At 29.2% G+C, this 7,815-nt stretch carries 9 protein-coding genes; 5 read left to right on the plus strand and 4 right to left on the minus strand.

Going from position 1 to position 7,815, the window contains the following annotated elements; translation table 11 throughout:
* Positions 1 to 339 precede the first annotated feature (339 nt).
* Positions 340 to 888 carry a hypothetical protein gene (locus tag MUN42_RS07675; protein ID WP_243344107.1) on the minus strand — a complete coding sequence of 183 codons (549 nt, stop codon included), beginning with the start codon at positions 886 to 888 and terminating at the stop codon, positions 340 to 342.
* 324 nt (positions 889 to 1,212) lie between these two features.
* Here MUN42_RS07675 and MUN42_RS07680 point away from each other — a divergent pair, with 324 nt between their 5' ends.
* The 3 genes from MUN42_RS07680 (at position 1,213) to MUN42_RS07690 (ending at position 2,353) form a co-directional block, all read left to right on the plus strand.
* Positions 1,213 to 1,797, plus strand: coding sequence for a recombinase family protein (locus MUN42_RS07680; RefSeq protein WP_243344109.1), 585 nt, complete (start codon positions 1,213 to 1,215; stop codon positions 1,795 to 1,797).
* A gap of 165 nt (positions 1,798 to 1,962) precedes the next feature.
* Positions 1,963 to 2,112 carry a hypothetical protein gene (locus MUN42_RS07685; RefSeq protein ID WP_243344110.1) on the plus strand — a complete coding sequence of 50 codons (150 nt, stop codon included), beginning with the start codon at positions 1,963 to 1,965 and terminating at the stop codon, positions 2,110 to 2,112.
* A 25-nt stretch (positions 2,113 to 2,137) separates the two neighbouring features.
* Positions 2,138 to 2,353: a hypothetical protein gene (locus MUN42_RS07690; protein ID WP_243344112.1), complete on the plus strand. Its 216-nt coding sequence runs from the start codon at positions 2,138 to 2,140 to the stop codon at positions 2,351 to 2,353.
* A gap of 554 nt (positions 2,354 to 2,907) precedes the next feature.
* Here MUN42_RS07690 and MUN42_RS07695 read toward each other — a convergent pair.
* The 3 genes from MUN42_RS07695 to MUN42_RS07705 form a co-directional block, all read right to left on the minus strand.
* Complete coding sequence (locus MUN42_RS07695; protein WP_243344113.1) at positions 2,908 to 4,377, minus strand: helix-turn-helix domain-containing protein; 1,470 nt, start codon at positions 4,375 to 4,377, stop codon at positions 2,908 to 2,910.
* 214 nt (positions 4,378 to 4,591) lie between these two features.
* Entirely contained in the window at positions 4,592 to 4,768 is a 177-nt protein-coding gene (locus tag MUN42_RS07700; protein WP_243344114.1) for a ribbon-helix-helix protein, CopG family, read from the minus strand.
* A 482-nt stretch (positions 4,769 to 5,250) separates the two neighbouring features.
* A complete protein-coding gene (locus MUN42_RS07705) occupies positions 5,251 to 6,144 on the minus strand; it encodes a site-specific integrase (RefSeq protein WP_243344115.1) in 894 nt (297 codons plus the stop codon).
* Between the two features lie 607 nt (positions 6,145 to 6,751).
* Between MUN42_RS07705 and MUN42_RS07710 the strand changes: the two genes are divergently transcribed.
* Together MUN42_RS07710 and MUN42_RS07715 are read left to right on the plus strand one after the other, a co-directional pair.
* Entirely contained in the window at positions 6,752 to 7,054 is a 303-nt protein-coding gene (locus MUN42_RS07710) for a hypothetical protein (RefSeq protein ID WP_243344116.1), read from the plus strand.
* Positions 7,055 to 7,072: 18 nt separating this feature from the next.
* Positions 7,073 to 7,255: a hypothetical protein gene (locus tag MUN42_RS07715; RefSeq protein WP_243344117.1), complete on the plus strand. Its 183-nt coding sequence runs from the start codon at positions 7,073 to 7,075 to the stop codon at positions 7,253 to 7,255.
* Positions 7,256 to 7,815 lie beyond the last annotated feature (560 nt).

A 7,815-nucleotide genomic window follows, 5' to 3' on the forward strand; every position in this document is an offset into this window, starting at 1 on the left:
TTAAACAATACCTAAATAGATAAATAGGTGCTATAAATGCAAATTGATAAGATGCGAACGGTATTAACAAACCAGTTAGATCAATTTCTTTTTTATCTAAATAAATATTTTCGCTTGGCATACTACACAAAGCTCCTAAGCTTAAATAAATAAATATTATTTTTTTTAATACTTGATTTATATTAAATCTTTCTAATAAGTAATAAAACAATACTATAAAAATAGCACTAAACACTATCCCTATTATATTAATAATAAATTTAGAAAGCTTAAATTCGTATTTAACCTCGTTATTTTGAGTTATTATGAAGAAAAGGAAATACTTTATAGCTTTAAGCATTACCAAAAGTTCCTACATTGGTATGCACTTACAGCTAGAGAACCTGCAGTAAAAGCTATACTTACGCTTGCTCCAGCAACCTTACTAGCATAAGATAGAGCTGTAGATAATATTTTACCTGCGGTGTTCCATGCATGAGTTGCCATAGCTTCACCTAATGCTTGCCAAGTCTTACCATCAAGAGCATCAAATAACCAAGCTAATTGATCTTCTACAACACAGTTTACAAACTCTTTTTTGCTATATAAATGTATTTGTCTGCTGCTCAAATAAGAATTATATAGTTCTTTTGCATATTTGTCATTATTTGATACATCTTCTAATAAATCTGGATTAGTTATTATGTATTCGCCATTTTCAGTTATTTCTCCAACCTCTCCAAAATAAAACTCTAATTGTTTTGATAGCTCCTTTACTTGTTCATCAGTAAAATATGTATTTGTATTATCTTCTTCTGAAGCCATCGCTAAATTAGGGCTAATAAAATTGAATAATAACATAAAAGCCATAATTAGACTAAATATTTTTTTCTTTTTTTTGTTTCTCATTTTTCCCTCCTATTTTTTAATTTATACATTAACCATTAATTATTTCACATTAAATAACTACCCGAAATAAATCGATATAAACAAGAAACAAAATATTAAATTTTTAATTAGTATCACGTATTGACTAAATAGGGTATACTATATTTATAAATATATGAAAATTGATAAAAAAAGCTTTAAAACGACTAAATAGAATTGACTAAAAATAAAATAGTAAAATACAGTAAAAAAACAAGGCTTTAAAATGCGTTTTAAGCGATTTTAATATATAAGGCATATAATTGTATGCTTATATATAAGCTTTAATTAGGAGGATATAGTAAAATGGTGAAAATTGGATATGCTAGGGTTAGCAGCACAGGGCAAAATCTGGATAGGCAGATAGAACTTTTACAACATGCTGGAGCAGATAAAATTTTTAAAGAAAAACAATCTGGAGCAGAAATAAAAAATAGACCCGAATTATTAAATCTATTAGACTATATTAGAGAAAAAGACATTGTTATTGTAGCAGAATTAGATAGGCTTGGTAGAAATACAAGAGACCTAGATTATATAATAAGCACAATACAAAATAAAGGTGCGAGTTTACAGATATTAAATTTGCCAACAACACAAACGCAAGATCCAAACCTTAATAGACTTTTAAATAACTTAATTTTAGAGCTGTATAAGTATATAGCAGAAACAGAAAGACAAAAAATTAGAGAAAGGCAAAAACAAGGTATAGCTTTAGCAAAAAAACAAGGAAAGTACAAAGGCAGAAAAAAGAAATATACAAAAGACAGTCCGCAACTTGTCCAGGCTTTTAAGCTCTTAGATGAGGGGTACTCTATAAGAAAAGCTTCAGAATCTACAGGAATAAACTACCAAACTTTAAGGAACTATATTCAAGAATATAGAAAGTGAAATGCCTATTTAAAGCCATCTTCTTATATATTATTTAATCTTTTTATATAAGAAATAAGAAGATATTATCTTATACTAGATGATTATTTACTATTTGGGATAAGATGATATAATACTATCTAAGATAATATACTACAGGATAATATTATATATTAGGGGGCAGAAATGGCGAAAATCAGCATAATATTACCAGATAATTTAGACGAAGAAGTTAGAGAGTACGCACAAAAGGAAGATTTAAATCTTACTAATTCTTGTATCATATTACTAAAAAAAAGGCTTAGAAGCAAAAGAAAACGAAGTTATAGGCTCTGAGGAGTATGAAGAACTACAAAGTAAGATGAAAGATCTTCAAGAAGAATATAAAGAGCTACAACAAAAGTATGAAGATGAGAGGGAAGAAAGACTAAAAGTTCTTGACGACTACAAAAACTTTAATACTAAACTTTTAGATTTAATGCAAGCTGATAGAGTTTTGCAGATACAAGATAAACCTTTAAAAAAGTCCTTGCCAGAAAGGATAAAAATCTTCTTTTTAGGGGAAGAAGAAAAATAAAAAGAGCGGGTAAGATCCTGCTCTTTTATATTGCTTTATATTGAACTAGGAAGCCCCTGGATAGCTTTAAGTTCTACTAAGGCATAATTGCTTGCTTAATACACTAGAATTGCTTAAAACTCAAAATATGAGCTTAAAGGCTTTCATAAAATATAAAAACTTTGTTATAATAAATTAGATTGTTAATTTATTTGTGAAAAAGTATCATTTTTGCCCCATTAAGGGTAGTACTTCGAGGGCTGCTTTTTATAACCTTATTACTTTCTCTTTCCATTGTTTTATATTGAACCAGGGGCTTCTTGGATAGCTTTAATCAATAATAATGTATAATTGCTTGCCTAATATACCAAAACCGCTTAGAACTCAAAATAGGAGCTTTTCCATATATAAGAAATACTAGTTTTTATCCTGAAAAACTTTTTTTCACATTTTTAAAATTTAAAATCTTCTGTAGCACTTCAAATCAAGCCAACTAGGGGGGTCAATTTTTTGGTACTCTGATAAGGGGTATATTATGCTCCTCTTGTGGTTTGGGGTTATCACTTAGTTTCTGTTTACTTATCGTCTTTTAATATCTTTTTTACTGTGTTTTTGCTTATGTTTAGTTCTCTAGCTATCCTCTTTATGGGTATGCCTTCCTTGTACAGCTTCTGTACTCGTTTATTTCTTTTTTGTTTTGTCTTTACTCTTTCTTCTTTTTCTCTTTTTTCTTTTTTTGATCTTTCTCTTTTCTTGGGGGTTTTCCCTCTTCTTCGAGTAGTGTACACTACCAGATTTCTTTGTTCCTCTTTTTTAATATTTAGGAATTTTATTGTTGATTCTTTTCTTAGGTAGGGAGTTTTTGAGTAATAAGATTTTGCATGCCTTATTTTTTCCATTATCCAGGTGTCGCTGTCAAATTCCTCTCCTATAAGTTTTCCTAAAGCTCTCAGTTTTTCGAAGATATTTACTACTTCTTTAGAGCAGTCTTGTAAGTTCCATAGTATCCAGCAAGCGTGAGTTAATATATTCTGCCTGCTACCCTTAAGATTATTATTTTGTTTTCTTAATCTTATAAGGGTTTCTATATCTTCAAGTCTTGCTAGGTTTAACCTGTAGGCATCTTCTTCTGTGTAACTTCTTTTTGTGTCTTTCAAAGGATAAAGTTCGAAGATACCATTTTCTTGTCTGATATAAGATATTAATTTTTTATAATTAGAAAAATCATATAGACTATATTTGTTTTTTGGGTTATGTCTTAAGATAGTTGTATAAACTTTAGCATTTGAATTATAGCTTCCTGGGGCTCTTATAAGTTGAGTTTGTATGCCTTTTACGTATGGGTCTACTCTTAAAGAATTTAAGACATATTTAACATTCCAGCTTCCACCATGATTTTTGATTTGTGGAATAATTTCTTTTAAGCTCTTATGTATAACTCCTTTAATTTTTTCAGTCATGTCTTGGTAAAATTCTAAAATTTTTTCAGAGTTTTGATCGAGCTCTTTCTTTGTAGTTGTACTACCGTCTTTATGCTCTATTATTTTTTCTTCATAGTTAAGAAAAATATAGTCTTTTAAGCAGTAGTAGAGGTGTAGTCCTGCCCCAGAATGCACTATATAAGTTGGTTTAGGTATCTTGTAGTATAGACCTTGATTTTCTAAAGCTTCTATGGTTGCATAGGCATCTTCAGTATAAAAAATCTGTGATGAGTCTATATCTACTACTAAAAATCGAGTTGCTACGGAATTGTCTTTTACGTTTTTTGCGTAAGTTTTACCGTTGCTGTGATTTCTCCGCTCTGGCCTTTTATTAAAGATGCTGATATGTATTTTTCTTTTAGTTTTTATTAGATTAAAAAAGCTTTCTGTATCACTTACAAAACCAGAGCTGGAAAAAGTTTTGTATTGGCTTCTGTAATAGACTGGGTAACCCCCATATAAGTCTTGATACATGGTTTTTAGTAATTCTTTTTTGTTGTCTGATTTATGGGTAAAATCGCCATAATCAGCGGTTTTTAAGGTGTTGTATTTATAGTTTTCCATAAAAAAAGTTATCCTTTCTGCAAAAGTGCTGTTGGATAACCTTTAATTTTACTTACATTTTAACTGTTTATATCTTTTTAAAAGCTTTGAAAAAACTTACTTTTTACTTGCTTTTTTTATATAAAAGTAGTATATTATTAATATCAATGAAAAAGGTTTATACCACAGTAGCACGTTCGCCAAAACGTGCTATTTTTTTGCTTATTTATTTAATTTAATTATTTTTTAAAAAGTTATTTAGTGCCATTCTTACAAGCTGGCTTTTTGTTTTATTTAAACTTTGAGCTTTTTTCTCTATTAGCTTTTTTTCTTCGCTTGTGACTCTTATACTGATATATTTGCTACGATCCAGCTCGCTTTTTTCTTTTAAATTTATAAAATTAGTTTCCATAGCCAACTCCTTTCTATCATGTTGCACAATATTATTATATAACCTTTTAAATCTTAAGTCAAATAATTACTAATTGAAATTTCAACGTCTATCTAATATATATTAGATTTTGAGAGCCTTTTTTATTGGTCTATCAAGGCTTTTAAAATTTACAAAAAAGCACAAAAAAAGAGATTCAGCATAAGCTATCGCTCCCTAGTGTGTCCCAGGAGCTTCCCCAGAGGGAAGCGGGCTGGAAGCCTCATAAACATATATTTTATAGCTAAGAAATATGTTAAGCATATAATTATATGCCTAAAGCTATAAAGTCGCTTAGAACGAAAATTAGAGCGTATGATATTAAGGTTTTTTCTTAAAAAAGAGTAAAAAGCCGGTATTTGTACCAAAAACCAGCTTTTCTCGATTTGTATAGATTTTTTATAAGGAAAAAATCTTAAACTTTAGTTTTAGAAATTAGCCTAAAATTTAAGATTTTCACTTTTTTAATATAGGTAGTGCCTGGCGATTACGTCGATACGATTATGTCCTAAGTTTCTACTTGTTATTTCCATAGCTCTGCGATCTAAAACTTCGCCAGCTCGATCTTTTCGCATTATATATTTTTGCTTATCTGGAATGCTTTCTTCAGGTCTTGCGAATCTATTATATATACGCTTTGCGTAGATACCTCTATAAAAGTGATTATCAAAAGCAGATGGAAGTTTAGAGCAAACATTTAATTTTCCTGCTTGCTTAAAAATTTCTATAATTTCTTCAGTTTCTTCTTGTGTTTCTCCCAAAATCATGGCATATCGTTTCTTTCCTCCTTTTCCGTTTTTTATATATACAAAAGGAACTCCATACTTATTGAATTTTAAATCTGTTCCTTTTAAAGCCTCCATTTCCCTGCGTCTTCCTCCTATGGCTGAGGTTAGCTTAGCAAATTTTTTCTCGGTTTCCTTAGATATGTTTTTATCTCTTTTTACTGCGTTTCTACTTCTTTTTATATCTTTTCTATATCTTTCTGGAGTTTTTATAAACTCTTCACTACTTACGTGTAGAACTTTGGCTATAGCTGCCTTAGCTGTAGATATAGAAGAAGCAGAAAGTTCTTCTTCTATCATTGTTTCTAGATATTTATTTACGTGTTCTATTTTTACTTTATTTAGATGTTTTACCTCTGGATATTTTTTTTTGAGCCACTTAGAAAATCTTCTGCATTGTCTTTTATATCCTTCATATGTGGATGTACTATAGATTCTATTTTTTGTAGCTCCTGGAGTATCTTTGTCTTTATTTCTAGATCTTCCTTTTCCGCTTTGATACATATTAAGAAGTTCTTTATAGATATCATCATTTAAAGTATTTTTTTGTTTTTTCTTATCCCATCTACCCATAAAATTTCACTACCTTTCTTTTAAGATTTTTTTAGAGTTAAAGCAATCAAGTGCCCTGCACTGCACTATGCAGAGCGTGCAACATTTTTTATTTAAAAAGACTTGGCTTGTCTTTCGCAGCATTTTTTTACTCGGAGAGTTAGAACTTGGCTTGTTCTATTGTTTGTTGGTTAAATTTTAATTTTCTTTTTTCTTTCAAATTGTTAACTTATAAATATTTTTTCTTTATTTATTTCACTTATTTATCATTTTCGATTTTTTTAATTTCATATTTTTATTTTTTACCTTAGATATTTTTTTGTTCTTTAAAATTTTAAAAGCGTGCAAAAATTGTTTCCTCGTTTCCAACTCTCCCAGTATTCAATGTCTTACATCTTATATATGTATTTTTCTTTTCTGAATAAAAAAAGAGGTAAAAAAATCGCTTATATTCTTATTAAATTTTGGGATATAACGCAAAAAAATAGGGTTAATCTGTTTATACGTTGAAAAAATCTTCGATTTTTCCGAAGCGTATAAACAGATTTTTTTTAATTTCTGGAGAAAATAATACATATATATAGTATAGGAACGAAATTAGAAAGGTAAGCAGGAAAGGAGCTTATAAATGCAAGATTTAAACAATAATAGTAACGTACAAGAACAAGTAAGAGAGGAAGTGAATACCACACAAAAAACGGAAAAAGAAGCACAAGCAGAGCAATTTTTAAAAAGCTTAGAACAAAACAAAAAACAAGTGAAAAGTAAGACGATAAGCTTTAAATGTAATTTGGAAGATTACACAATGTTAAGAGCTAAAGCCATTATAAATAATGTAAGTATGGCTGATTATATAACAGATTTAGTTCAAAAAGATAAAAATAAAAAATACAAAGATCTGGAAGAAAAAATGGATAGCTTTTTAAGTTAAAAGAAAGGTAAAAAAGATATGCGAAAGTTTACTGAAAGCGATAATAAAGTGTATTTTACAACAGTAAAAGGCAATAAATACAGGATTTACAGACGTGTAGACCTTTATAAGACTAGTAAGAAGAAAACTATGTTTAGAAGTGATCAGCCTTATAATGAAAATGAGTTGGTAGATATAAGAAGCTTAAAAATCAGTAATTAGCATAAAAAAAAGACCAGGTATGCCGACCTGGTTCTTTTTTGTTCATTTCGATTAACGTAATTTATTTAGTCATATATATTATACTAATCTAGCTGACTTTGGACAAGCCTAGATCCCTTTGTTTGCTGGGTGAATTGCCCTAGAGGGCAAGAGGGCAAAGCCCTTTATAAAAAAAATAAAATGTATCAAAAATGTATCGTTTTGGTCTCGAAATTAGGTGTGAATTTCATGTTTCTTCTTTTCTTGAATCGCTTAAAACTTAAAATAAAGTCTATCTGGATATGTTTTATTCCATCGAAAATATTCAAAGGCTCAAAAGATCAATTTCTCAATTAGAAGCTGGGAAGGGAAAACTTCGTGAAATAGATTATGCATAAGATAGGGAATTCACTCCCTCTATATTTTGTATTATTATGCATTTATTACCAAATGAGAAACGATTAATTTTATTTCCCCCAAAATGTGTCGGATAACGCCCCAAAGTATGTTTATAATGATAATAATTTGTTGATTTCAACGTTTATCTAAATTTCAAGATATAATATATATTATATCCAGAA

The sequence above is a fragment of the Anaerococcus sp. AGMB09787 genome (genome assembly GCF_022808955.1).
Lineage (GTDB): Bacteria > Bacillota > Clostridia > Tissierellales > Peptoniphilaceae > Anaerococcus.

Coding starts and splice junctions, on each gene's coding strand:
- MUN42_RS07700 (WP_243344114.1), bottom strand. CDS start 4,768: ATGGAAACTAATTTTATAAATTTAAAAGAAAAAAGCGAGCTGGATCGT.
- MUN42_RS07695 (WP_243344113.1), bottom strand. CDS start 4,377: ATGGAAAACTATAAATACAACACCTTAAAAACCGCTGATTATGGCGAT.
- MUN42_RS07680 (WP_243344109.1), top strand. CDS start 1,213: ATGGTGAAAATTGGATATGCTAGGGTTAGCAGCACAGGGCAAAATCTG.
- MUN42_RS07690 (WP_243344112.1), top strand. CDS start 2,138: ATGAAAGATCTTCAAGAAGAATATAAAGAGCTACAACAAAAGTATGAA.
- MUN42_RS07715 (WP_243344117.1), top strand. CDS start 7,073: ATGCGAAAGTTTACTGAAAGCGATAATAAAGTGTATTTTACAACAGTA.
- MUN42_RS07710 (WP_243344116.1), top strand. CDS start 6,752: ATGCAAGATTTAAACAATAATAGTAACGTACAAGAACAAGTAAGAGAG.
- MUN42_RS07675 (WP_243344107.1), bottom strand. CDS start 888: ATGAGAAACAAAAAAAAGAAAAAAATATTTAGTCTAATTATGGCTTTT.
- MUN42_RS07705 (WP_243344115.1), bottom strand. CDS start 6,144: ATGGGTAGATGGGATAAGAAAAAACAAAAAAATACTTTAAATGATGAT.
- MUN42_RS07685 (WP_243344110.1), top strand. CDS start 1,963: ATGGCGAAAATCAGCATAATATTACCAGATAATTTAGACGAAGAAGTT.